Raw genomic sequence first — 23850 nt, 5'->3', positions numbered from 1 at the left:
GTAGATGCTTTTAAGACCATATAGCCAGTAGTTCTTTCTGATGATACCTATGCTTTGAGGATGATAGCCAAAGTCTTTACCTATGCCTTCTAAGGATTTGTTTTGACTGAGTTGATGTAATATAAGCAGTTTGACCCGTGCTCTTGGTTTAGATTCAACTTTTGATAGCTTCAGAAAGTCGTGATCGCTTAACTTATGATTTCTAGGCGTTATTTTTGGCATACTGGCGTCGTAATAGTAAATAATAATTTATTATATATTATTTCTTGGAATTGGTATTATATATTGGCTAATAGGTATGTCAGGTTTTATATATGTCATATATAGATTTTTCTATGTAGATAAAAAGAGAGTGATAGTAGGCTTGAATTTAGACGATGGTTTAAAAATCAAATTAAAGTGGGGGTCTATTATAGAAATTAGTAAATTCACGCTCATATTGAACAAAAGAAAATTAAAATTTGAATCACAAATTCCAGGTCTAAAGCCATATAAAAAATACGATTATGATTATATAGGCGTAAAACATAACGATACTATATACGTCATTCCTTATGCTAAAGGCTATAGAGAAGAATTAATTGGTTTGTTAGAAACAGCGAATCAATTGCAGCCAACACCTAAGATTTATTAATTCAGGTAGCCAAGAGCGTTACAATGTTCAAACTTTAATTATTATCTCTGCCCCAAACCCTCTGGCAAATAGCATAAAACCCCACTTTTTCACCTTTAAGGAGACCACCATGCAATACAATTTCGACGAGATTATCGATAGACACAATACTGGCTCAATTAAATGGCATTATGAAGATGACACCATTCCATTGTGGGTAGCGGATATGGATTTTAAAGCGGCGCCGCCTATTTTGGATAGCATTAGGAAGATTATTGAGCATGGTGTGTTGGGTTATACCAAGCAGACTGATGCACTGTATGAGGCGATTATAAACTGGCACGGCAGTCGTTATGGGTTGTCGCTTACTCAAGATGAGATTTTGTTTTCACCTGGGGTGGTGCCGAGTATTTCGCTGATGCTCAATCTGTTTACTGAAGTGGGCGATGCGGTATTGATCAATGACCCGATTTATGCACCTTTTGTAATCAAAACCAAGCTTAATGGCTGTAAGGTGATCAGCTCAGCTTTGGTAGAAAAAGACGGCAAATACACCTTTGATTTTGCAGATATGGAAGCCAAGATTAAGAAGCATAAGGTGAAGGTGTTTTTGCTATGTAACCCTCACAATCCGGGCGGTCGCGTGTGGACGAAGGAGGAGCTAATAGAGGTTCTTGAGCTGTGTAAAAAGTACAATGTGGCGATTGTGAGTGATGAGATTCATCAAGATTTGACCTTAACTGGGCATACCTTTACCCCATTTTTGAGTTTAGTTGATGGTTATGAGCATATGGTGGTGAGCCTAACTTCAATGACCAAAACCTTTAATATTGCAGGTATCAAAGGCTCGATGATCTTTGTCAAAGATAAGGCGCTACGTATCCAAATTCAGAAGCATCAAAAGCTCAATGATGAATATGATCTGAATTTATTTGCTTATGCGGCCATGCAAAGTGCCTATGAGCAGGGCACTGAGTGGCTTGAGCAAGTGCTTGCTTATATTGAAAAAAATATCGAGTTTACCGTCAATTATTTTGCCACTAATTTACCTGATATTAAGGTGATGCGTCCTGAAGCCTCGTATCTGATATGGCTGGATTGTGCTGCTTATGCGAGCGATGATAAGGCGTTATATGACAGTTTACGTGCGGTCAAAGTCGAGCTAAATTCTGGGATTCAATACGGTCAACAAGGTCATTTAAAGCTGCGTATTAATGTGGCATGTCCGCAGGCGTTGTTGAGAGAGGGGTTAGATAGGGTGAAGCAGGCGTTAGTGGGCGTTTAATATAGTCGGTGAAATACTAAACGGTTACGGTATTAATCTCGCTAAGCTTACAGTTGTAGTATTTGTGCTCGGTTTCCTTGTCACCATTTTATACCTTTTCTAAAAAACAACCTATCTTTGTCAAACTCTCTAAACCTACTATATGTAGCGTTTGCACTCGTTTTTCTCGATAGCTTAATTTTTAGATTTGGTATTAGATTTCTTTGACTGTAAAAAATTATAAAAAAGAGGCTGGATTAACCCTTTAATCCAGCCTCTTTGTGAAGCGTGAGCCGTTAACGGTTTTTGTTAAAGCTTACTTGTCTTGTTTCTGTTCATCTTCTGAATTTTCAGCCTCTTCTTCAATCATATGTTCCCACTCTTCTTGCTGTGCTAACACAGAGCCTTCTGGGGCTTCAGAGGTAATCCCTTCTTCCCAAGGCGCACTCTCTGCCAACTCTTCAATGTGAATGGTTTTGAGGTTGTAATCTGGCTGATAGTGCAAGTCGTAACGGGCTGCTTTAATCACCGACAACATCATCATAGACAAGATGATGATCAGTGGTGCACCAGCGATAATAGAGGCGGTTTGCAAGGTTGCAAGGTCGCCTAGGAACATTAAGATGGCTGGCAATAGACACAAGGTAAATGCCCAGAATAAGCGGTTCCAGCGGTGTGGTTCGTCATCTACTTCTACTTGTACCACTGACGCTAAGATATATGAAATAGAGTCAAAGGTGGTGGCGGTAAAGATGACCGCTAAGAAGGTAAAGACCGCAACCACTAAGTACGGCATTGGCAAGCTATTTAAGATAGCAAAAATAGCGGCAGTTGCCGATTCGTTATTTAGGATATTGACCACATCCACGCTACCTGTAAGCTGTAAATACAAGCCATAGTTACCTAAGATAATCATAAACATCGCACAGCCTAGTGAGCCGTAAAACATCGAACCGACCACCATGTTTTGGATGGTGCGACCACGTGAAATCTTGGCGATAAATAGACCAATGGTTGGCGCAAATACCAGCCACCAAGCCCAATAGAACACCGTCCAATCTTGCGGGAAGGTAGTATGTTCAAAGCCGAAGCTACCAAAGTCTTTAAATGGCTCAATGTAGGTCATCATGCGCGGCATTTCAGTAATTGAACGGCCAATGGCTTCAAGACCTGTGTTCAGAATAAAGACGGTTGGGCCAGCAACTAGGATAAATAATAGCAGCACCACAGCCAGATAAAAGTTGATATTCGACAGCTTTTGAATACCGCCTTTTAAGCCTTGATACGCACTGTAAGCGAAAATCAAAGTGGTCACAAATAACACCACCATCTGCATGGTAATGGTGCGTGGTAGACCAAATAGGTTGTGCAAGCCTTCAGTAATTAACGGTGAGGCCAGACCAAGGGTTGTGGCACCACCACCAACCATACCGAATACGAACAGCACATCCAGCATTTTTGCCCAGTTGCTGCCGGCCAGTTTTTCACCTAATAACGGCATCAAGGTCTGACTGACCTTGAGTACTGGTGTCTGACGCACATAATAAAAATAGGCAATCGGTACAGCAGGCACTAGGTAAATCGCCCAAGCCACAGGACCCCAGTGGAAGATACCATAAGTGGTGGCCCAGCGGATGGCGTCTGGTGTACCGGCTTCAATGTTAAACGGAGGACCTTGATAATAATAGGCCCACTCAATCAAACCCCAGTATAAAATACTGGCACCAATACCACCACAAAACAGCATGGCTGCCCATGAGGCATCGGTAAACTCTGGCGCATCTTCAGGACGCCCCAGTTTAATTTTTCCGATATCAGAAAAGATAATGTAAACCACAAACATCATGGCCAGCACCCCAAATGCGAGGTAGGCAAAGCCAAATTTGTCTGTGACAAAGGTGCGTGCAATACCAACCCATTCTTTACCTTGCTCAGGAAAGAAAATTAAGGGAATACAGATACTAAATAAGATTGCCAGCACCATACCGAAGGTAAACTTATCGATGCGTGTATCAGGCTCATGATCCGGTCTGCGCTGCGATATTTCCATGCCCGCATTAAAGGTACCTAAACGGGGTGGGCGGCGATGCTTGGAAGTAGATCTAATAAAATCGGGAAGGTATTGGTATTGCGTTGTGTTTTTTTGCTGGGTGTTGTTCGTTGTGTGGTTATGTTGCTTACCACTAGAGTTACTCATGTATGTGCTCCTAATGCTAAGATAAATCTTATTGTTTTTTTTAATAAAACTTATATGTGCCTATATCTTAACACACTAGAGCCACCGATATGTTTTTTGCGCATCAACTGCTCAGGTTGATGATGGTGATTGGCTCGCATGATTGGGCCTTATTTAGGTAATTTGCGAATTAGGCAGTTGGCTAGGCGATTGGCGAATGCCATTCATGTAACTTGCCCATCAATGCGACCAGCGACCTCGAATCGCCATCATCAGATAAAACGCGAAGGTCGTGAGTATGCTAAGTACAAACACATAAGCAAGATCTTGTCCAAGTGACATGAGCTTGTTTAATAAAAAGTTGATAATAAAAACGACGACAAAAAAGATAAGCATCGATTTTATTTTATGGGTAATATTTTTTTTTATAAAGTTTTCTTTGCTTGTGTTGTTATTTTAAAAAATTTTCTACAAAAGTTGTAGCTGAGTTTTATATTAGTTGTATTTAGCTTATATTTAAAACAAGACTTAAAAAAGGATTTGAAATAGCGTTTAAAAAAGAGCGTAAAAAGAGTTTTAAACAGGGTTAAAAGTTAGGTTTGAAATAAGTTTTATAGTGGCGGATAGCCGGTAATCTTTTGAATACGGCAATACAAAGGTTGCAGGCGCTCATACATTTTTAAATACACCTCTTTATATAAACGACGGTACAACTGCACATTGTCCGCAATTGGCAAAAATTCATCACCCAAATGGGTCATGGCCTCAGTGGCGGTCAGATGATCTGGATAAATGCCCAGCCCCACCGCACAGTTAATGGCGGCACCAAGTCCAGACGCTTCAAAGGTATGCGGACGATAAGCTGGCATGCCAAAGATGTCTGCGGTCAATTGCATGGCCACATCACTTTGAGAGCCACCGCCAGAGACACGTAAGTGCTTAATGCGCTTGCCAGTGCTTTTTTCAATGGTATCAAATCCCAGCTTTAATTCGTATGCCAACCCCTCTAATATCGCTCGATAGACGTGGGCACGGGTGTGTATGTCACTAAAACCAATCAGTGAACCTTTGCCCTCAAGACCCGGATGACGCACCCCAGGTGACCAATAGGGCTGCATCATCAGTCCCATACAGCCAGCAGGAATGTCTTTGATAGCCTCATCGAGAAGTTTTTCAGTATCTATACCTTGGGTCTTGGCCAATTGCTGTTCGTAGTGGGCAAACTGCTCTTTAAACCAGCTGACCATCCAAAAGCCACGATAGACCATATACTCGTGATTATAATAATTGGGGGCGGCAGCGGTATAAGCCGGCATGTGTTTTAATACTTCAATATAATCTTGCGAGGTGGTGTTGATGGTGGCGGTAGTGCCAAAGCTTAGGCAGGCGGTGTCCGAGGTCAGACCTGCTGAGCCCAAGGCTTCACACGCCTTATCACTGGCAGCCGCTATCATGGGTGTGCCTTCGATGATACCAGTGGCAGCCGCAGCTTGTGCGCTAATGGTGCCCAATTGCTGCCCTGGTGCGACCAGTCTAGGCATCTGCTCAAGACGACAGCTGAACAGTCGCCATTTTATATTATGGGGTGACATCCAAGCCTGTGCCTTGTAATCATAAGGCAAATAACCGAGTATATGACCACTAGAATCAACCAGATCGCTGGTCAGCTTATCGGTCAAATAGGCGGATAGATTGACGTAATAGGCGGTTTGTTGCCAAACTTCAGGCTCATAATGCGCCAACCAGTTGCACCGTGCTTTTTGCTGTGCTTCTTTTACCAGCTCGCCCATACCAATCACTGAGGTTACTGCGCCTAATAATCCTAAATTGTTAGGTTTGCCTTGGCGCAGATCCATCCAAACAATAGCGGGACGTAACGGTTTTTTATCCTTATCCAAGCACAGCATGGTGTAGCGCTGAGTGGCGAGACTGACCCCTGCGATTTGTGATGGCTTAATATCACAGTTTTGCCATAACTGCTGGCAGGCTTCAGCCAGTTTTTGCCAATAATAGTCGCCGTGTTGCTCGGCATAGCTTGGCTGGGTTGAAAAGTAAGGCTCAATGGGCACCCGTGCCTTTGCGATTTCGGTGCCAAATTGATCAAAAATCAGCGCTCTGACACTTTGAGTGCCATTGTCTATCGCCAGTAAATAAATGGGTTTGGCGTGGTGATCTCTTCTCATGCTTCCATCCTTGGTATATGTTTTTTTATAAACGAATCAGCTGTTTAAATTATCAGCTATTTAATTTAATAGTTATTAGCAATTAGCAGTTAGGCAGTTAGCAGTTAGCAGTTAGCAGTTAGGCAGATAGTAATAACGTTGCCACAGCTGTTGATAACGGGCAACTTCCTGTTGCCATTTTTGTTCATCCCAGCCCAGCTCTTGTTGGCATATCTGCTTTAAATGCTTGGTAATTAACGGGGTTAATCCACCGTTGGGAATTAATAAACCTAAGCGAGTGCGCCTGAGCAATAAGTCGTCTAAATGAATGACTTGCTCATAACGGGTGGCAAAGCGAATCTCAGCCCATAAGGTATTGCTATCAGAGATATAGGTTAATTCATCTGGTTGTGCCAATTCTAGTAAGGTATCTAGTTGACGACCATAAAAGCCTTGTAACCTATGCTGTAACTTAAGGGGCAGGGTAGCAAATTTTTCATTAGTGGGTAAAGGGTTGCTAAATACGGCGTCCGTGTTGTTTTTAGGATTCGTATCAGTATGGGTGTCAGTATTCGTATCAGTATTGGCATCAGTACTCGTATCAGCTTTGGAAAGTGAGTGCGGGTTTTTAGCTAATATGGGCTGACAGCGTGCCATCACATCCAGTGCAATTAAGCGAAAAGTAGTGAGCTTGCCACCACTGACCGTCACCAAGTTGTTATTAAGCCAAACGCTGTGATCTCGTTTTTCTTTGCTTGGGCTAACCCGCTTGCCATGCCCTGCCTCTGAGATTAAGGGACGCACCCCTGCCCAAGTGCTGATGATGTCCGCTTTGGTTAGGTGGGCACTATCAAACAAATCATTGGCCGCCATTAATAAGTAATCGACTTCGTCAGCGCTTATTGCCACTTCCTTGTCATCCAAATCAGGGTGGTCTAAGTCGGTGGTGCCAATGACGGTACGATTTTCCCAAGGGAAGACAAACAAGGCTCGCTTATCGGTCGGATGCAGTAGGGTATAGGCGTGCGTGACAGGAAGACGCTCTTGGCTGACCACCAAATGACTGCCACGTGAGGGGCGAATCTGTCTGCGTAACGGTGAGTGATGGGCGTCTTGCGTGGTTGAGCCCGCTTGTAGACGTAAGTTATCCGCCCAAGCGCCTGTGGCATTAACCACCACTTTGGCATGTACCTCATAATGGGCGGGATGCTGGTTAGCCTGCTCAGTATCAGCGTTAATATTAGTGCTAGTATCAGTATCAGCGTTGGCGCTGGCATTAATATCAGCGTCAGTATTAGCGTTAGTATAGGTGCTCGTATTAATGCCACTGTCTGTATCTGTTGTTGTATCGACCAATCTGGCACCAATAATCAAGCCTTGCTCATTGGTCAGCAGTGACTGGGCTTGTAGATAGTTAATAGCAACCGCGCCGTCGTGGATGGCTTCATCTAATACCCGCATCACCAAACGTGAATCATCGGTGACCGCATCACTAAACTGACTGGCTCCCAAAAACTTATGTTGTTTGATACCAGTTTTTAATTTTAAAAACGCTGCTTTGTTAAAATATTTAAAATAGCGTTTGCCAGCCAATCTGTCATATAGGCGCAGTACGATATTAAACAGCCAAGGCGGTGGGAAATTGCCTTTGTAATGCGCCATCACATAGTGCATTTCATTAACCAAACCATTGGCCTCATTGAGCAGGCGCTCACGCTCTTGGACGCTAAGACGGGTGGTTTTGAAGTCGCCCATGCCGATGTAGCGCAGACCGCCATGTACCATTTTGCTGGAGCGGCTGGAAGTGCCCCAAGCAAAATCTTTTTGTTCAATTAATAAGGCTTGCAGTCCCTGACGTGCGGCTTCTCGGGCGATACCAGCACCGGTAATGCCGCCACCGATAATCAACATATCCCAAGGTTCCGTTCTGGATAAAGGGGCGAGTGCCTGTTGGCGGTGTTTGCTTTGACTCATAAACTGCCCTAGTCTTCTAGTAAAACGCCAGGATTCATCCGTTGCTCTGGATCCAAGCTGGTCAACATATCTTTGGTTACTTGTAAGCCAAGCTCCCCTTTTTCAGCAGCCAAATATGGCGCATGGTCACGTCCCACCCCATGTTGATGGGAAATGGTGGCGTGCCCATTGGCGACACTGAGGCTGGCCGCTTGTTTTATTTTTTGCCAACGACTTAAGGTGCTGGCATGATCTTTGGCAGCTCGGAAAAAGTAAGTGGTATAAAGGCTGGCACCTTGCTTATAGACGTGTGAGATGTGGGTAAAGGCCATCACATTTTCACCTTCATCGGTGAGGGCGTGGTGAACGGCCTGCTCCATATCAAACAGTTGTAGATCTATATTGCGCCAATTGGTCGCCGTCTCAAAGGTATCGACCATGATGCCTTTTTGCCAAAGCGTGCCACGTAAATAAGGAAACTTGAAGCGACCATGTGCCCAGATAGCACCCATCAGATCTGCCAGCTTGCCACCGACGCCACCCTGTTGTTTTAATAAGGCTCGAAATTGGCTCAGTGCCAGTTTGTTTTGTGCTTTATCGCCACTGACACCGTAGGTTAGCATCACCTTGTCTGCGCCAAGCCCTCTGGCTTTTAAATAGGTACTAATCGCTAGAAACTGACTGGCGGTGGTGCCTAAGTGCAAATGTGCGTCGGTTTCAATCGCATTGCTGAGGCGTAGCATTGATAAGCGGATATCAGCTTGTACTGCTTGCTGCAATACGGCTTTACCTGCTTCCCAATTGGGCAAAAACACCACTTTAAACAGCTCTTGCTCAGGCAAAGGTTGCACCCGCATTTTAACTTCGGTAAATATACCCGCTCGACCTTCACTGCCCATCATCATCTCACGCAAATCAGGACCTGCTGAAGAGGCAGGGATGTCGGCAATAGTCAGCGTGCCTTGTGGGGTGACCAAAGTACCGCCAGCAAACATTTGCTCAATACGGCCATAGCCCAGCGACTGCTGGCCACTTGAGCGTGCCGCAATCCAGCCACCTAGAGTCGATAACTCCCAAGACTGTGGATAGTGTCCAAGACGATAGCCAAGCTGGCTTAATTGTGCTTCGACCACAGGGCCCTGCGCACCAGCGCCAAAGGTGGCAATTTGACTGTCTTTGTCGAAGTCTAGCAGTTTATCCATCTTGCCCATGGCAATGGTTAACACTGGACGAGAGGCCTTATTTTTACCAGAGCTATTAGACGGATTTGGTGGATTAATATGGCCGACCACAGACGTACCGCCACCATAAGGAATCAGCTGCAAGTCATGCTCAATCGCCAGTTGCATTAATTGCTCGACCTGCTCAGTGCTGGTTGGGAAGGCGACCCCATCGGGGAAAGCACCAAAGTTACCACTGTGCATTGCAATCCAATCAGCGAAGCTTTGACCACGGGCGTGTCTGACTCTGACTTCTGGGTCGATGCTGATGAGTTCTAGTTCGGTAAGCTCGGCTGGCAGGCGAGATTTGGGGACTTGTTTGAGTACTTGTTGTAGGCGAATGGAAGGCAGTTTTTTGGTTTTACCAAGGTGAGAGCGAATCAATCGAGCGCCATGTTTGGAGACGGCTTTGTTGAAATTAATGTTACCCCAGCCATTCCAACGGGTCATTTGTTTTGGCGTATTACCGTGTAAGGCATTGTCTAAAAAAGGGTTTTTTTGGTGCTTTTTTTTAAAACGTGAGCGTTTTTCACTACTATTTTTAGAGGTAGTTTGAGCGGTGTTTTGAGTGGTTTTAGTGCCTTGAGAAGTAGCGTTTGCGCTAGAGTGAGCGTCCGTATGGTGTTGAAAAAAAGCGTCGATTTTACTCATAGTATATACAACCTATCCATTTGTTATTATTGAGACAATATAACAAAACCTGTTGCCATAGCAAATGAATTACTGGATTAATCAGCTCTTTATTTACAAAAACATTGTTATTTATTCAGCCATCACAGGTAAGATAAAGGTGCGCGAATTTAAGTGCTATCCATAACCAACTCTACTCTTAAATATTTAAGTGAATACCATGCTAAATGCCATTATTCAATTATCTGAACTATTAGACGCTAACGAAAACGAAGTTGTTGAGTTCAAAGAAGCTAAAACACAGTATGACTTTAAGAAGTTGTGCAAATACTTTTCAGCATTAAGTAATGAGGCTAATCTAAAAGCAAAGGCGTGTGCATGGTTGGTTTTAGGGGTTAATGATGATAAGAACATTGTTGGTACACAAGCTTATTTAGATGGTGCGGTATTAGATAAGCTTAAAAAAGATGTGGCTGATCGTATGACAGGGCGAGTAACTTTCACTGATATATTTGAAGTCAATCATCCAAATGGCAGAGTATTGATGTTGCAGATACCACCTGCACCGCAAGGAATGCCTATTGCGTCTGATGGCCATTTTTATGGTCGAGACGGATCTTCACTTGGCGCATTAAATATCAATGAGCTTGAAACGATACGAGCATCTTTTGAGCCAGACTGGAGCCGGCATATCATTCATGATGCTGACATCGAGGACTTAGATCCCGATGCCATTGCCTTTGCTCGACAAAGGTTTGCTGAAAAAAATCCAAAGTTAATAGAAGATATCAAAGGTTGGGATGATCGTCAGTTCTTGGACAAAGCCAAGCTTACCTTTAAAGGGCAAATTACTCGAACGGCAATTTTATTACTTGGCAAAAGTGAGTCAGAGTACTTTATTAATCCAGCGTCTGCAAAAATAACTTGGATACTAAAAGATAAAGAGGGTATTGAGAAGGATTATGAGCACTATACCTGCCCATTGCTACTGGCAGTAGATGAGGTTTTTGGTAAGATTCGTAATTTAAAATATCGCTATATGCAGGGTAATACCTTGTTTCCTGAAGAAGTGGAGCAATATGATCCTTATCTGATTCGAGAGTCACTAAACAATGCCATCGCTCATCAAGACTATGCCAGAGGTGGTCGTATTACATTGGTTGAGTTTGAAGATGGTAAGTTAGTCATAAAAAATGAAGGTAAGTTTATCCCTGCCAGTGTGGAAGCTGTTATTAAAGAAGATGCACCTGAACATCGCTATCGTAATAAGTTTTTAGTACAAGCGATGGTTAACTTGAATATGATAGATACCATTGGCAGTGGCATCAAAAAAATGTTTATTATTCAGCGTAATAAGTTTTTCCCATTACCTGAATACGACTTAACCAATAATAAAGTTGAGGTAACCATTTACGGTAAGGTTTTAGATTTAGCTTATGCTCAAAAGCTAGCACAATCATCTGATGACTTATCACTTGAAGATATTATGCTACTTGACAAGGTTCAAAAAGGTAAGCTGTTGACTGACACAGAAGCTAAGTATCTTAAGGGACGTCAGCTTATTGAGGGTAGAAGGCCGAATTATCATATTAGCAAACATATCGCCGAACAGACTGATGATATGGCAAGCTATATTAAAAATAAAGGCTTTAATAATCAGTATTATAAAGATGTTATTTTAAAATGCCTTGAAGACTTCGGCCCTGTAAAGCGGGCTGTGTTTGATGATATTTTATTTGATAAGTTACCAGAAGTACTATCTGAACAACAAAAAAAAGTCAAAGTTCGAAACTTACTACAAGATTTGCGTAAGCAAGATAAAATTGCAGTAGAAGGTAAGACTTGGAAACTAAAGGATTAAGAAGCATTGGTTGAGTTTAGACATTTAGACTAAGTTTTAGACATTAATCATGCTGTTTTAGACATTTGAGGTGCTTTTTAGACATTTGAGGTGTTTTTTAGACATTCAAGTCTAAATTTAGACATTTTAGTCTGATTTTAGACATTTGATGCCTATCATCAATAGATTAAAAGAGTGGGATAAGCGTGAAGCCACCTTTTCATCTTTATCACAAAACTCAATTCCCATTGACCCTAAGATTCTTGTTAAAATAGACAGTTATTAACCACTTTTGAGTTATCTGCTTATTTATTCAAATTTTTATTCACTTTTTAATATTAAATTTGCTGTTTAGCATTAAATTTGCATATCCCGACTTTATCAACCCAATTGGACCCAACTATGAGTAACAACCAGCCGACCATCAAACAAGATCGCATCTTAATCATCGACTTTGGCTCACAATACAGCCAACTGATTGCCCGCCGTGTACGTGAAGCCGGTGTATTCTGCGAAATGTATCCCTACGATATTGATAGCGACCGCATTAAAAATTTTGGTGCCAAAGGCGTTATCTTATCTGGTGGTCCTGAGAGCGTACACGACGAAAATAGCCCAAAAATCAACCAAGCTTTATTTGATTTAGAAGTGCCTATTTTAGGCATTTGCTACGGCATGCAAGCCATGGCGGATCACTTCGGTGGCGAAGTCAAAGCCAGTGACGTTCATGAGTTTGGTGCTGCTATCATTGATATCACAAGTTCAAGCACCTTGCTTGACGGCCTTGAAGATGAGCATCAAGAGCACAGCCGCTTGCACGTGTGGATGAGTCATGGTGACAAAGTGGTGAAAGCGCCAGAAGGCTTCGACATTATTGCCAGCACGCCAAGTTGTCCAATCGCAGTGATGGTCAATGAAGACAAAAAATACTATGGTCTACAATTCCACCCAGAAGTCACCCACACCTTACAAGGCGACGTGTTGCTATCACGCTTCGTGCATCAAGTGTGTGGCTGTGCTGGCGACTGGACACCAGATAACATCATCGATATGCGTGTGGCACAATTAAAAGAGCAAATCGGTGACAAGCAAGTTCTACTAGGTCTATCAGGTGGTGTCGACAGCTCAGTGGTTGCCGCATTATTGCACAAAGCCATTGGCGATCAGCTGACTTGTGTCTTCGTGGACAACGGTCTATTACGTCTGCACGAAGGCGACCAAGTGATGCAAGTATTCGCCGAAAACATGGGCGTGAAAGTAGTGCGTGTTGATGCCGAAAAACGTTTCTTAGATGCATTGGCTGGCGAGTCAGATCCAGAAGCCAAACGCAAAATTATCGGTAAAACCTTCATCGACGTCTTCTCTGATGCCGCTCGTGACATCAGCCAAGGTAGCGATGGCAAGCCAGTTGAATTCTTAGCGCAAGGCACGATTTACCCAGATGTTATCGAATCTGCCAAATCACACCAAGGCAAAGCCCACGTGATTAAGAGCCACCACAACGTAGGCGGTCTGCCAGACGACTTACAGTTTGAGCTGGTCGAGCCATTACGTGATCTATTCAAAGACGAAGTGCGCAAACTGGGTATCGCTTTAGGTCTGCCGCACAAAATGATTTACCGTCATCCGTTCCCAGGTCCAGGCTTAGGCGTGCGCATCTTGGGCGAAGTCAAAAAAGAATATGCAGACATCTTGCGTCAAGCCGATGCTATCTTTATGCAAGAACTTGAGCGTTCAGGCTGGTATGAAAAGACAGCACAAGCCTTTGCGGTATTCACCCCTGTCAAATCTGTGGGCGTGGTCGGTGACGGTCGCCGTTATGCGTGGGTAATTGCGCTACGTGCGGTTGAAACCATCGACTTTATGACGGCCCGTTTTGCGCATCTGCCATACGAGCTAATCGAGACGGTCAGTAACCGTATCATGAACGAAATCAAAGACGTATCTCGTGTGACTTATGATGTGTCGAGCAAGCCACCGGCGACTATTGAGTGGGAATAGTCTTTAAAAAAACTATCTGACCAAAAATCCAATTAGCTTCTTATAACTCGTTCAGCCTACTTAATGTAGCACTATCATTCATTTTCATCGAGCGTTTTATTAAGAACTGGAAATTTTGCAATAGACTTAGATTCGAATCTGTTGTTGAATGTTCTTTAATAGAGCGCTTCATTAGTGCTTGCTTATGATAATGGTGTTTAAAACTAAAATATTTAACCTAAGGTGGGGTATGGTATGAAGTTAGTTCATATGGGTCAAAACCAGTGGCAACTAGAAGATAGTGTTATTAGCTTTCCAAGCGGTAAGAGAGGTAAAGCACCCCAAAATCCGCAAGACGCATTTACTAAAAAGATACACGAGATTATAGAAGCGCAGCTTAAAAAAGGTCGTGATATTGATGAGGTCATGCAGCAGGTAATGGAAGATTATCAACATGAGATTCTAGCTGATATCGAGTCTCAGCCACCGTCTGCATTTGAAGTTATTATTGAGACTTTGCACTCCTATGGTATTGATGCAGCCACTGTTGTTGCACAAGGTTATGTGCTCGAAGGTTTATCAGTTCCAGAGAACCATTATAATATGGCTTTTTTGTATGAACAGTGTGACGAGTCTTTTAATGCTTTGATGAGTAGTCGTGAGTGCATGCGCTTATACTTAAAGTCTTTTCCTACAAATTTTAATTGGAAGAAGAATACAATACCTTGGGAGTTTTTAGATAATCGTCCTTTTTTGCGGGCTTTATTTCAGTTAGCAAACCTTTATGCGAATAATCTTTGTTTTGAAGAGGCTCGTAAAGAGGGAGAGAGACTGTTAAGTATATGTCCAAATGATAACTTGGGAGTACGTGAGGTATTGGTTGAGTGGTATATGTACACTGAAGACTATCAAAAAATCATCAAAGTTTGTGAGCATTTCCCTGATGATGTCTTCGCCAATATTGCTTTTGGTAAAGCGCTGGCTTATTGCTACTTAGGTGACTTACAAAAGGCAGACCAAGCGTGGGAGCAAGGTAAGGAGGTGCTACCTAAGGTGGCACATGAAATCCTTAAAAAGCGCCACGCTATGCCGCGTGGTATGAATCATGATAGTAGTTACGGTACGGTTGTTAATAGTAAAGAGCAAGCGTATTTTTATTGGCAAGATATGGGGGAGTGGTGGGAAGATAATGAAACAGCACAAATGCTTATTGAAAAGAAACGGGCTGAAAGATCAAAAAAATAATAGCTTTATCTAGAGCGTGTCTTTAATTCCTGCAATGACATTAGGACAAAATCATATTTTCATAACCCCAAGCAGCAAAACATCTCTCGCCTTATAAACGGGCATCGCCTTAGGCTTACCGCACAAAATGATTTACCGTCATCCGTTCCCAGGTCCAGGCTTAGGCGTGCGCATCTTGGGCGAAGTCAAAAAAGAATATGCAGACATCTTGCGTCAAGCCGATGCTATCTTTATGCAAGAACTTGAGCGTTCAGGCTGGTATGAAAAGACAGCACAAGCCTTTGCGGTATTCACCCCTGTCAAATCTGTGGGCGTGGTCGGTGACGGTCGCCGTTATGCGTGGGTAATTGCGCTACGTGCGGTTGAAACCATCGACTTTATGACGGCCCGTTTTGCGCATCTGCCATACGAGCTAATCGAGACGGTCAGTAACCGTATCATGAACGAAATCAAAGACGTATCTCGTGTGACTTATGATGTGTCGAGCAAGCCGCCGGCGACGATTGAGTGGGAATAATTGACAGGTTGAATCAAATAGGCATTTATTGCGGTGTCAGGCTCGCTTAATGCACTTGATGTGCAATTTGCGCTCACCTTCCTTGCACTAAACGCCTCTTTGAATCACCCTAGAAGAGTTTGTTAATAAAAAGCACCCGTTATGCATATCGGGTGCTTTTTTTGTGCTTAGACATTAGCTTTTTATGTTGGGCTGTGGAAGTTTTAAGCTTAAAAGTTGGAGCCAATCCCGCCATTCGCTTGTATCTGCCTTGCTCATGGCGTGCGGACTATCGTGGCTAAGTGCATTGCTGTTACCTCGACACTGCCCCTAGCCACAGTCCGCATCGCCATTGACCTCAGCAGGATACCGCTACTGTCGAGGCTAAACCGCACCTTCAATTCACACTCACGGTGAAAATCCCAAAATCCACATTCGCTGGGTGTCGTTCTTCTACGCCAGCCACAATCGCCATACCAGCCTACACCACACACCATGCTATAACTCACACAAGGCTTTGCTCCCTTCCTTTATCTGTTAGCCAAGCACAGCTTGGCTCTTGCAAAGCTAAAAATCTCCTCCAGAGCTTTTATCAACGCTTCTCAGGGCTGGGGCTGGATTTGTTGTTTATGCCTTGAATGTGGTCATAAGACGGGGTTTAGCCCCGACAGTAGCGGGTATCCTTGGTAAAGCACAGGGTTGCAGGCGCTTGGCTAGGGGCAGTCTCGTGGCGCAGGAATGGCGCTAGCCGGTAGCGCCTGCCCCTGTGCAAGCCAAGATATGAGCGGATGGCGGGATTGGCTCTAACATATGTTGGATGTGGATATACTGAAAATATATGATTCGCTGGGTGTCGTTCCTCTACGCCAGCCACATCACAACCGCTACGCCAATCAATACTGCGCATCCTACATACCCGAGGCGAGCGTCAGCATAATGCCAAACAAAATCAAGGCGACTAGCATAGGAATCAATTGCAGATACAAAGGCTTGCGTATGCTTTTGTCAGACCAATAACGTGAATAAAAGATGATTTTAATCACCAGTAAAGCAAGCCCTAATACTTGATAAAAACTACCAGCAACAATAAATAAAAGGCTTAATCCAAAGAGTGAAAATTCCTTTTTTTTCCACATCAGCACCAGCTCCCAGATTTGTCCAATCATAGAGATTAATGCCAGTATGAGACCTAAGCTGCTTAAGTTGAGGTTCATTTATTTTTCCTAAAGTTTGAAACTAATGGTGGCTCTAAATATACTCGATTTTATCTGTAATAAATACGGTACAGATAAATTTATAAGACATCAGGAGGGATTTGACCGTGAGTAGCCATAGCCACGATGACAACTATTTCGAAAGCCCTTTTAAGGGCATACCGCTAAAGGCGCAGGTTACTAATCCTAATATTATTGTCGGTGAGCACAGCTATTATTCGGGCTATTATCATGGTCACAGCTTTGATGATTGTGCCCGCTATTTGGCGCCAGACAGAGACGATGTCGACAAACTTATCATGGGTCGTTATTGTTCCATTGGCTCTGGTGCGGTGTTTATGATGGCGGGTAATCAAGGCCATCAGGCGTCTTGGGTCACCACGTTTCCCTTCTTTTATCAAGACAACGAAAACTTTGTAGAGGCCATTGATGGCTTTTAGCGGGCAGTCGACACGGTCATTGGCAACGATGTTTGGATTGGTTCTGAGGCGATGATTATGCCGGGTGTGACGGTTGGTGACGGGGCAACTATTGCCAGTCGAGCAGTGGTGGTTTTGGACAGAGGCGCAAATCAAAGATGCCATGCCGTTATTGTGCTTTGCCAAGATTGACGCGTTGAATCAGTACTGGCAGGCGTTTCGCTAGGCTCTGTTGTGTGTGTCAGGTTAAACCTCTATTTAAAAGGTAAAACGTTTTCTTAGTTTGATGTTGTATTCGCCTCGTCATCCATATCGTTACCCGTATCATTATTGGCTGTGCTAGCTTCGATGATTTCAAACTCAGCATTGACCATGTCCGTAAGTAGCGGTTCGCCTTTGTCATTGACCCGAAACAAGCCATATTCTGCGCTTTCATAATCTTTGGCGTGTCCTTCTTGAAAGAAGAAGGCGTTGGTAGCGAATTTCACCTGATTATTGCGAATACGAAAATATAATGGCATTTCATTGGGTGGCAAAGTGTGTGTACGGCTGTCTGTGTTGCTGTCTGTGTTGCTGTCTGTGTTGAGATGGTCTAGGCCACTAAATGAGGCCAAGCGTACAAAGTGAGCAACCTGATGCTCATCGAGTTTGACAATGGCAATGCCATCACCGTTTGAGATCTCTTGTTGCGAGTCGTGAGCCTCCTCTAGCGCTTGATAAATGTCATCGGCAAGCGCAAATTGAAGTGCCATATAATCACCTTGCATTAAGCCTCTGGGATCAACCGGTGCCAGCTCTAATAACACAGGTTTGCCGGTATTTAGGTGGGTTTCAAACTTTTTGATATTCAGATTGACCATGACTAATACGACAAGCAAAGCTATGACGGCTAAGCCAATGCTGATTTTAATGGGCAATGGCTTTGAGAGCTTGTTGGCTTGGCAGGTTAAGGACTGGATGCTCATAAGCCGTGCTCCTTGTCAGTATGGTTGATGTTATTGCCGTAGCTGGTGTTATTACTGTCATAGTGGCGCTTGAGAATCCAATGGGTAAGCAGTAGAGCCACACCGACTGCCAACATAGAATATGACTTCACCAGTAAACTGGTATCTAATTGATAGTAATACCAAAAGATATAGCCGACTAAGGCTGTGATGGCCAGTGCCATGATGCTTTTTTGTTGATTGGCTTTGGCAATGACCAGTACCAAGCAGGTCGCCAACAGTCCAGACACATAGACAGATAATATGCCCAAGATGACGACAGCGCTGGCGATGATCATGCCTGTTTTTGAGGTTAAGCCAATGCGATAGCGAGCTAATAACAGGTGGGTGGCGTATAAGCTGACAGCAATCATTAGCCCTTGCGCTAAGGGATAATGGTAATAAAACTCAGTGGTAGCGTTGGCGATATCCTGACCATACTCAGCAGCAATAAATACGACCGAAACAGTGAGTAATAACAGCATACTGGCATGGGTGAATGGGCGACATAAAGCGCTTGCTAGCGCTTGTTTTTGTGGTGTGATAAAGGACAAAAGTTGATCAGACTGTAAGCTAAATACACATAACACAAGCGCCAACATAGCAGCAGATAATTCAGGTGCATGGTAATAGGTTAGCAACCATATCATAGCGGATAACGCCACTAGTGCACTAAACAGGCGGTGCAAAAAGTCCTTAATAGTCAGATAAAATACAGCTTGGATGATTATTATCGCCACCGCCAGTAGTGGCTCGGAGTCTAATATATCGTATAAGGCAAAGATTAAAAATAATTGACCAGAAAAGCTCAACGGAAAAGCGATGCTACTGACGAATACTTGCGTAGATCCGAGCTGTTTGCGATTGACAAAAAATATAAATAAGCTGATAGCGGCTAAAGTAATACCTACCAGTAGCTGAGTTATGGTGTGCTCAATATAGTTGGAAAGTATTAAAGCAATAAAGCCAATCATCGAAACGCCAGATATCATACCTCCTAAGCCTATCAACAAATGTAAGTACCAAGGCAGTGACTCAGAGCTAGAAGCGGAGGTGGTATCAAGATAAGCTAGATGGTTGTCAGGGTCAGTAGTCGCTAGGTCAGTGTTAGTTGTTGCTAACGGCTCAGTGGTGGTGAGGAGGGGTGATGCCGTGGCAGCCGCATCTTCAGAGTGAAGTGAGCGCAGCCAAAAAACAGATCCTGCACTCATACCACTGACTAATAGGGTTAATAATAAAAAACCTGCCTCATTTGCATGATTAAGTAGGGGTGAAGCTAGCCAAAATATCACCACAAAAAGTACAGAGATACAGCCATAAGTCAGCATTAATACATCTATCTGTTGACGCCGAAAACGCCAATATAAATATCCGATAAAGGTGATCCATAGTAGTAGATTGACGAGGGTCGATAACTCATTGCTATAACTACTGACCGCTAGGATGCCTGCACTTGTGGCGTAATAAGTGGTGATAGCACCAAGTAGATAGACACTCCAATGATGGTTGCGTGTCAAAATCTGTTTGGTAAAGTTAAGCTTGCTGGACTTGTCTAAAGACTTTGGGTCTAAATGGCCAGTATCTGTGGCGTTAAGATTAGAGTTAACCAGAGGCAAGCTTTTAGGATTAGACGGGTCAAGATGCTCAGCAGTCGGCTTGACGGTCATAGCTACCCATACTGCCAAGGCAATGCTGTTAAATAGGGTTTGCAAGATAACTTGCAAGCTGTCATTGTGACCATAAATATGACTATCTAGCGCTATTGTCGGATACAAAAAGCCAGTAGTATTTACAAATAGCGGAATACTGAGGTTAATCAGTGCTAACCACAGCAACCACAAGGCTGGCAGTCGCGCAATCAGTACCCAAGGGATGATGAGTAGTGCCCAATTAAAAAAAAGTTGCCAGGTGTCCGCCCCTGTTTGATAGGTTTGACCAAATAGCGCCAGCAAGCTACCAGTAAGAACGCAGGCAGCCAGTAATAATAACTGCTGAGCTAATTGAAAACGGCGCTGATACGCCAAAATGATATATCCAATAATACTCAGGCTTAACGCACCTTCGACCAAGGCAAACTTGCCAATTTTGCCCATATTTGCCCAGTTATAGGCGATAAAAAACACCACCGCCAATACCAGAGCCACCGCACCGATAATCAGCAATGCCTTGTCAAAGAAATGAAACCAAGCGTCACGGCTGGGGTAGGTGGGAGACAATTTAGATAGCTGGGAATCAGAGCCAGAATCAGAGCCAGAATCATTAGGTAACGCAGACTCAGGGGGCAGTGCAGGATCAGGGGGCAGTGCAGACTCAGGCGGTGTGTTTGGCATACAAGTCACTTCCTTGTGTGGTTAACGAGCTATTTTTAACTCGGCTGTTATGGTCTAAGTAGTACCTTACCCTGCTTACCTTTTTGAACCTTGCCAGACACCGCTTCTTTAATATCGGCTAGGTCGTAAATGGCTTCAATAGGTAGGCTCATCTGCTTGTTGACCGCCCGCTCAATCAGCTCATTAATTAAACGCCGTTTGTTTGGCACATCCATTTCACGACTGGTTTTACTACCCCAAAAGCCTTTGACCACGGCTTGCTTAAAGATCAGGGTGCTGGGGTCTAACAGCATGGGCTGACCGGCCATCACCCCAAAAGATACTAAGTTGCCTCCATTACCAAGCAGTGATAATAAGTCATTGCTCGCCTCACCACCGAGAGAGTCGGCTGCGGCGCTGATGGGTGTCTCACCGACGATATCACGCACTGCCTGCTTCCAGTCGGGCTCAGAGGTGTTGACCACGTGCTTAATGCCCAGCTGTTTTAGAGCATCGACCGCTTCAGCACGGCGCACCAGACTGATGCTATTGACACCACGAGCAGCTGCCAGCATGGCAAAGGTCTTACCAACTGCGCCATTGGCAGCGTTTAAGATGGTCCATTGTCCTGGTTTTACATCCAAAAATTCCAATAGCATTAAGGCACTTAATGGCATCGCAATCAGTTGTGCAGCCATCTCATCTTCTAATTCATCAGGGATAGAAAAAACCATTGTCGCAGGCGCAGTAAAGTACTCAGCCCATGTGCCAGTGACGCTGGCGGCAGCCACACGCTGACCGATTTCAAATCCTTGAACGTCAGAGCCAATCGCATCAATAACGCCTAGTGCTTCACTACCTGCAATGGTCGGCAAGTCTGGCTTATCGCCATATTGTCCTTTAATAGTGACCAAATCATGGTTGTGAATAGATGCTAATATTGTCTTAACACGTACTTCATGTGGCGCTGGTTTAGGGATAGGGGCATCGGTGATACTTAACACATCTGAGGGTTTGCCAAACTGGTGATAACTTGCACTTCGCATGGTGATATCCTTATGATTACTATTGAGCATATGTGGTGAGTGTTCAACAGCCCTAATGTAGGGGTTGTTTGTACGCAAACATTACTTTAAAGGATCGCTGTATTAAACATCGCTTTAATCTTCTAATATCAGCGGTAACAACAGAGGAAACATGGGGCATCTTGGAAACTAAGTGTATTTTTGCTATGAAAATTATACAATAAGTTAATATAGCCTATTTTAGTTACCACACTAAAGGTGTATGGTTAATCAAGATATCTTATTTTGTTTATAGTTTATCTTGTATTTTATTTTATATCTATTTAAGTTTTTTGATTTTGAATTATCAGTAATTACCGATTTTATTTTTTATTGTTTTTTGTTTTAATGCTGTTATGTCACAGCTTATATTGACTTTAATTTTAACTAAATTACAAGGGCTTATCTTAAAAAGTCGTATTAAAAAGGATTGTAGCATGCGTAAATCACAGACCAAATTTACCCCCTTATATTTATCATCAACATTGGCAGTCACTATGATGCTGGCAGCCTGTGGCGGTCAGTCAGACAGTGCTGCTGAGTCTGCTAACATTGATCCAAATGTGCTTGCCGATAAGCAAGAGATGGTGATTAACAATGGTGCTGAGCCAGAATCGCTAGACCCACATAAAGTATCGGGTGTGCCAGAAGCCAACGTATTGCGTCAAGTGTTGGTGGGCTTAACCACCACAGATGCTGAGGGCAAAACCATCCCAGGTATGGCAGAAAGCTGGGAGTCTGAGGACAATAAAGTCTGGATTTTTAAAATTCGTGATGCCAATTGGTCAAACGGTGATCCAGTGACCGCTGAAGACTTTGTATACAGTATGCGCCGTGTGGTTGATCCAAATACAGCCTCACCTTATGCCAGCTACTTGGCCGATGTAAAAGTGGTGGGCGCTGAGGCGATTGTTAATGGCGAAGCCAGCCCTGAAACTTTGGGTGTCAAAGCGCTTGATGAGAAGACGCTACAAGTGACCTTGTCTGAGCCAGTACCTTATTTCCCAGATGTATTGATTCACACCTCAACCAAGCCAGTACATCAAAAGACGGTTGAGCAGTTTGGTGAAAAATGGACAGACCCTGCCAATATCGTGGTCAATGGTCCTTATAAGATTAGCGACTGGCAGGTAAACGATAAAATCGTGCTGACTCGCAACGAAAGCTATTATGACAATGCCAACACCAAATTAGAGCAGATAACACTGCTGGCCATCCCGTCGAGCACCACAGATGTGTCACGCTATCAGGCCGGCGAGATTGATGTCACTTATAATGAAATCCCATCAGAGCAGTTTGCATCACTAAAAGAGCAGCTGGGTGATCAAGTACAGATTTCACCAATGCTATGTACTTACTACTATGAGTTTAATACCGTCAAACCGCCATTTGACGATGCGCGTGTTCGTCGTGCTTTGGCCTTGGCATTAGACCGCAACACCATTACCGATAAGGTCGTGGGTCAAGGTCAAACCCCAGCTTATCAATTTACACCAGTCTCTACTAATGCGATGAGCAACAACACGCCTGAGTGGGAAAGCTGGGATCAAGCCAAACGTGTTGAAGAGGCAAAAAAACTGCTGAACGAAGCCGGTTATAGCGCCAACAATCCACTGACGTTTGAGCTGTTATACAACACCAATGACAACCATAAGAAAATTGCCGTTGCTGCTACTTCCTTGTGGCAACAAGCACTTGGCGAAGATTTGGTGAATGTAGAGCTGGTCAATAAAGAGTGGAAAACCTATCTAGATACCCGCCGCAATGGTGACTATCAAATCGCTCGTGCTGGCTGGTGTGGTGACTATAACGAGCCCTCTACCTTCTTAAATATTGTCAAAACAGGCAACAGTAATAACCAAGGTAAATACTCAAGCACCCAGTTTGACAACTTGATGACGCAAACCCTAAAACCAGGGGTCACCACTGAGCAACGTGCTGAGCTGTATAAGCAAGCTGAAGCGCAGTTGGATGCGGACATGCCTTTATTGAATATTTATCATTATGTTAGCCCACGTTTGGTTAAGCCGTATGTGATTGGCTTCCCAACCAAAGACGCATTAGACAACTGGCAAGGCAAGGACATTCATATTGCTAAGCATTAATTGACTTATGCTTTGGGATTGACTCAAGTGAACAGCAGTTTTGGCTTTACTTGAGTCTGCTTCTTAGGACAGTCAAAATTATCTTTCAGGGAATAAAAACAAATGATACATCCAACTACTCATAAATATTTAGCTAGCGTAATTTGTATAAACTCTAGTAATAATAGTAATTAAATG

General features: G+C 43.6%; 18 protein-coding genes and 2 pseudogenes. 9 read left to right on the top strand and 11 right to left on the bottom strand.

Annotated elements, in window-relative coordinates; genetic code table 11:
* Positions 1 to 222 (bottom strand): hypothetical protein (locus tag H140_RS15845; protein ID WP_026348878.1); only part of this gene is annotated, 222 nt, incomplete at its 3' end.
* Between the two features lie 76 nt (positions 223 to 298).
* Here H140_RS15845 and H140_RS0105930 point away from each other — a divergent pair.
* Positions 299 to 634 carry a hypothetical protein gene (locus H140_RS0105930; RefSeq protein ID WP_019672745.1) on the top strand — a complete coding sequence of 112 codons (336 nt, stop codon included), beginning with the start codon at positions 299 to 301 and terminating at the stop codon, positions 632 to 634.
* Positions 635 to 743: 109 nt separating this feature from the next.
* Entirely contained in the window at positions 744 to 1898 is a 1155-nt protein-coding gene (locus H140_RS0105925; RefSeq protein ID WP_019672744.1) for a MalY/PatB family protein, read from the top strand.
* A gap of 295 nt (positions 1899 to 2193) precedes the next feature.
* Here H140_RS0105925 and H140_RS0105920 read toward each other — a convergent pair whose 3' ends face one another.
* From H140_RS0105920 to H140_RS0105905, 4 genes are all read right to left on the bottom strand, one after another.
* On the bottom strand, positions 2194 to 4074 hold the full coding sequence (locus H140_RS0105920; protein ID WP_019672743.1) for a BCCT family transporter: 1881 nt from the start codon (positions 4072 to 4074) through the stop codon (positions 2194 to 2196).
* A 590-nt stretch (positions 4075 to 4664) separates the two neighbouring features.
* Complete coding sequence (locus tag H140_RS0105915; RefSeq protein WP_019672742.1) at positions 4665 to 6236, bottom strand: FGGY-family carbohydrate kinase; 1572 nt, start codon at positions 6234 to 6236, stop codon at positions 4665 to 4667.
* Between the two features lie 111 nt (positions 6237 to 6347).
* Positions 6348 to 8189, bottom strand: coding sequence for a glycerol-3-phosphate dehydrogenase/oxidase (locus H140_RS0105910; RefSeq protein ID WP_019672741.1), 1842 nt, complete (start codon positions 8187 to 8189; stop codon positions 6348 to 6350).
* An 8-nt stretch (positions 8190 to 8197) separates the two neighbouring features.
* On the bottom strand, positions 8198 to 10039 hold the full coding sequence (locus H140_RS0105905; protein ID WP_019672740.1) for an FAD-binding oxidoreductase: 1842 nt from the start codon (positions 10037 to 10039) through the stop codon (positions 8198 to 8200).
* Between the two features lie 199 nt (positions 10040 to 10238).
* Here H140_RS0105905 and H140_RS0105900 point away from each other — a divergent pair, with 199 nt between their 5' ends.
* From H140_RS0105900 to H140_RS0105885, 4 genes and pseudogenes are all read left to right on the top strand, one after another.
* Positions 10239 to 11879 carry an RNA-binding domain-containing protein gene (locus tag H140_RS0105900; protein ID WP_019672739.1) on the top strand — a complete coding sequence of 547 codons (1641 nt, stop codon included), beginning with the start codon at positions 10239 to 10241 and terminating at the stop codon, positions 11877 to 11879.
* Between the two features lie 381 nt (positions 11880 to 12260).
* Positions 12261 to 13859, top strand: coding sequence for a glutamine-hydrolyzing GMP synthase (gene guaA, locus H140_RS0105895; RefSeq protein WP_019672738.1), 1599 nt, complete (start codon positions 12261 to 12263; stop codon positions 13857 to 13859).
* 234 nt (positions 13860 to 14093) lie between these two features.
* A complete protein-coding gene (locus H140_RS0105890; RefSeq protein WP_019672737.1) occupies positions 14094 to 15083 on the top strand; it encodes a tetratricopeptide repeat protein in 990 nt (329 codons plus the stop codon).
* Between the two features lie 100 nt (positions 15084 to 15183).
* Positions 15184 to 15600: pseudogene (locus H140_RS0105885) on the top strand (GMP synthase (glutamine-hydrolyzing)); the annotation flags it as partial.
* Between the two features lie 254 nt (positions 15601 to 15854).
* On the opposite strand, the gene H140_RS16120 reads toward H140_RS0105885, so the two are convergent.
* The 3 genes from H140_RS16120 to H140_RS0105880 form a co-directional block, all read right to left on the bottom strand.
* The gene (locus H140_RS16120) at positions 15855 to 16076 is read right to left on the bottom strand and encodes a hypothetical protein (protein ID WP_208596152.1); all 222 of its coding nucleotides are present in this window, start codon (positions 16074 to 16076) and stop codon (positions 15855 to 15857) included.
* A gap of 161 nt (positions 16077 to 16237) precedes the next feature.
* On the bottom strand, positions 16238 to 16486 hold the full coding sequence (locus H140_RS15835; RefSeq protein ID WP_156819095.1) for a hypothetical protein: 249 nt from the start codon (positions 16484 to 16486) through the stop codon (positions 16238 to 16240).
* A 1-nt stretch (position 16487) separates the two neighbouring features.
* Positions 16488 to 16793: a hypothetical protein gene (locus tag H140_RS0105880; RefSeq protein WP_019672735.1), complete on the bottom strand. Its 306-nt coding sequence runs from the start codon at positions 16791 to 16793 to the stop codon at positions 16488 to 16490.
* A gap of 107 nt (positions 16794 to 16900) precedes the next feature.
* Here H140_RS0105880 and H140_RS14900 point away from each other — a divergent pair.
* Positions 16901 to 17353, top strand: a pseudogene (locus H140_RS14900) (CatB-related O-acetyltransferase); the annotation flags it as partial.
* Positions 17310 to 17438, top strand: coding sequence for a hypothetical protein (locus H140_RS16490; protein ID WP_406947566.1), 129 nt, complete (start codon positions 17310 to 17312; stop codon positions 17436 to 17438). The pseudogene H140_RS14900 and the gene H140_RS16490, both read left to right, overlap by 44 nt.
* A gap of 52 nt (positions 17439 to 17490) precedes the next feature.
* On the opposite strand, the gene H140_RS14080 is transcribed toward H140_RS16490, so the two are convergent.
* From H140_RS14080 to H140_RS0105860, 3 genes are read right to left on the bottom strand one after another with little or no spacing between them, the layout of a single operon-like run.
* Positions 17491 to 18177 carry a GDYXXLXY domain-containing protein gene (locus H140_RS14080; protein WP_019672734.1) on the bottom strand — a complete coding sequence of 229 codons (687 nt, stop codon included), beginning with the start codon at positions 18175 to 18177 and terminating at the stop codon, positions 17491 to 17493.
* The gene (locus H140_RS15130; protein WP_019672733.1) at positions 18174 to 20525 is read right to left on the bottom strand and encodes a DUF4401 domain-containing protein; all 2352 of its coding nucleotides are present in this window, start codon (positions 20523 to 20525) and stop codon (positions 18174 to 18176) included. Before H140_RS15130 ends, H140_RS14080 begins: the two co-directional genes overlap by 4 nt.
* 47 nt (positions 20526 to 20572) lie before the next feature.
* Entirely contained in the window at positions 20573 to 21550 is a 978-nt protein-coding gene (locus tag H140_RS0105860) for a zinc-binding dehydrogenase (RefSeq protein ID WP_019672732.1), read from the bottom strand.
* A gap of 455 nt (positions 21551 to 22005) precedes the next feature.
* On the opposite strand from H140_RS0105860, the gene H140_RS0105855 reads away from it, so the two are divergent.
* Positions 22006 to 23673, top strand: coding sequence for an ABC transporter substrate-binding protein (locus tag H140_RS0105855; RefSeq protein WP_019672731.1), 1668 nt, complete (start codon positions 22006 to 22008; stop codon positions 23671 to 23673).
* Positions 23674 to 23850 lie beyond the last annotated feature (177 nt).

The organism is Psychrobacter lutiphocae DSM 21542 (assembly GCF_000382145.1).
GTDB classification, from domain to species: domain Bacteria; phylum Pseudomonadota; class Gammaproteobacteria; order Pseudomonadales; family Moraxellaceae; genus Psychrobacter; species Psychrobacter lutiphocae.
Note: the sequence above shows the minus strand (reverse complement) of the source record. Positions and strands in the feature narration are given on the sequence as shown.

What these genes read in the sequence shown, in the direction of transcription:
- H140_RS0105930 (WP_019672745.1), top strand. Translation starts at nt 299, where the DNA reads ATGTCAGGTTTTATATATGTCATATATAGATTTTTCTATGTAGATAAA.
- H140_RS0105925 (WP_019672744.1), top strand. Translation starts at nt 744, where the DNA reads ATGCAATACAATTTCGACGAGATTATCGATAGACACAATACTGGCTCA.
- H140_RS0105920 (WP_019672743.1), bottom strand. Translation starts at nt 4,074, where the DNA reads ATGAGTAACTCTAGTGGTAAGCAACATAACCACACAACGAACAACACC.
- H140_RS0105915 (WP_019672742.1), bottom strand. Translation starts at nt 6,236, where the DNA reads ATGAGAAGAGATCACCACGCCAAACCCATTTATTTACTGGCGATAGAC.
- H140_RS0105910 (WP_019672741.1), bottom strand. Translation starts at nt 8,189, where the DNA reads ATGAGTCAAAGCAAACACCGCCAACAGGCACTCGCCCCTTTATCCAGA.
- H140_RS0105905 (WP_019672740.1), bottom strand. Translation starts at nt 10,039, where the DNA reads ATGAGTAAAATCGACGCTTTTTTTCAACACCATACGGACGCTCACTCT.
- H140_RS0105900 (WP_019672739.1), top strand. Translation starts at nt 10,239, where the DNA reads ATGCTAAATGCCATTATTCAATTATCTGAACTATTAGACGCTAACGAA.
- guaA (WP_019672738.1), top strand. Translation starts at nt 12,261, where the DNA reads ATGAGTAACAACCAGCCGACCATCAAACAAGATCGCATCTTAATCATC.
- H140_RS0105890 (WP_019672737.1), top strand. Translation starts at nt 14,094, where the DNA reads ATGAAGTTAGTTCATATGGGTCAAAACCAGTGGCAACTAGAAGATAGT.
- H140_RS16120 (WP_208596152.1), bottom strand. Translation starts at nt 16,076, where the DNA reads ATGGTGTGTGGTGTAGGCTGGTATGGCGATTGTGGCTGGCGTAGAAGA.
- H140_RS15835 (WP_156819095.1), bottom strand. Translation starts at nt 16,486, where the DNA reads ATGCGCAGTATTGATTGGCGTAGCGGTTGTGATGTGGCTGGCGTAGAG.
- H140_RS0105880 (WP_019672735.1), bottom strand. Translation starts at nt 16,793, where the DNA reads ATGAACCTCAACTTAAGCAGCTTAGGTCTCATACTGGCATTAATCTCT.
- H140_RS14080 (WP_019672734.1), bottom strand. Translation starts at nt 18,177, where the DNA reads ATGAGCATCCAGTCCTTAACCTGCCAAGCCAACAAGCTCTCAAAGCCA.
- H140_RS15130 (WP_019672733.1), bottom strand. Translation starts at nt 20,525, where the DNA reads ATGCCAAACACACCGCCTGAGTCTGCACTGCCCCCTGATCCTGCACTG.
- H140_RS0105860 (WP_019672732.1), bottom strand. Translation starts at nt 21,550, where the DNA reads ATGCGAAGTGCAAGTTATCACCAGTTTGGCAAACCCTCAGATGTGTTA.
- H140_RS0105855 (WP_019672731.1), top strand. Translation starts at nt 22,006, where the DNA reads ATGCGTAAATCACAGACCAAATTTACCCCCTTATATTTATCATCAACA.